This window comes from Jingyaoa shaoxingensis, from assembly GCF_014385005.1.
GTDB lineage: Bacteria > Bacillota > Clostridia > Lachnospirales > Lachnospiraceae > Marvinbryantia > Marvinbryantia shaoxingensis.
The window spans coordinates 1-1,233 of record NZ_JACRSZ010000059.1; the positions used below are offsets into that span (position 1 = coordinate 1).

The following is a 1,233-nucleotide window of genomic DNA, read 5'->3' on the forward strand; positions in this document are numbered from 1 at the left end:
GCCAAACGGGTTCCCTTGTTTGGGCGCTGTTGATCCAGCTAATTCCAGAATGCCTCCAGTATCGGCTTCTCCTTTTCAAGACGAAATTGTTTTCTCTGCTCCGCAGTGTGATTTTTTGCTTTTGAGTACCGCTCACAATCAAACAGCTTGCAACAGAACTGTACTCCCTGCACTGCCGGAAGGCTGTAATCATACTCTTTCCCTTTCGGTATGGCATCTGTGAAGTAACGTCTCACATGTGCCCAGCAAGAGCAGCGCTTGATATCCGGCAGATTATTATAACCCTGATATCCATCAGTCTCCAGATATCCGCTGAACCCCTGTAGGAAAGATGCTGCATGGAACTTTGCCCTTGTCTCTGTATAATGATAGAGCAGGATCGGCGGAAGTCCATCTTCTCCACTGCGAAAGAGCCACATCCAGGAATCCGTTTCAGGATTACGCTCCGGTTCATTCAGTACCTGAACCCGGGTTTCATCTGCCATCAGATATTTACGCATCCGTAACTGACAGTGAAAATAATCATAAACATGACGGAGATAATTCTCGGCACAGTAAATGATCCAGTTAGCAAGCGTAGCCCGGCTTAATGGGACACCCAGTTGCTTCCAGTCCTCTTCCTGCCGGTTTAACGGCAGACCATTCTGGTACTTCTGGTGCATTGCCCATCCGACAACGGATTCCGATGCATAACTTTCCGGGATCAATGGTTCCTGAACAGGGGATTTGACAAATGTCTGATCATCCGGATGTTCCTCTGATATGGCACACTCCGGGCATTTATAGGTTTCACGATAGATATTTACTACTTTTCCTTTGGCAGGGGTAAAGCGAAATTCATGGCGGACGAATTCTTTCCCGATACATTCCATCTGCGTTCCGCAGGTTGGACAGTTTCGCTCCTCCTCCGGAAGAGAAATGATCTCGTCGCAGGAAGGAACATTTTTAAAGAGATCTGCATGTGTCCGTCTTGCTTTTCTCTTATGTTCCGGAACAGTGATGTCATCAGGAAGTTCCTGTTCCCATGTCGGATCTGCTTCCTGCTCGGCTTCATCAAAAAGATTCAACTGGCCATCGATATCTTTCCGTTTTTCACTGGAAGTACCAAAAAGCTTCTTCGTGAGATATTCAATCTGCTGACGAAGGTTTTCTTTTTCCAGACGGTCTGCTTCCAATGTTTTTTGTAAAGACTGGATCAGTTCTGTCTGTGTGGAAATGGTCTTATTCAGTTGG

1 pseudogene is annotated in these 1,233 nt (G+C 46.5%); it reads right to left on the bottom strand.

What is annotated here, in order from left to right:
* Positions 1 to 41 precede the first annotated feature (41 nt).
* Positions 42 to 1,233: pseudogene (tnpC, locus tag H8716_RS17450) on the bottom strand (IS66 family transposase); the annotation flags it as partial.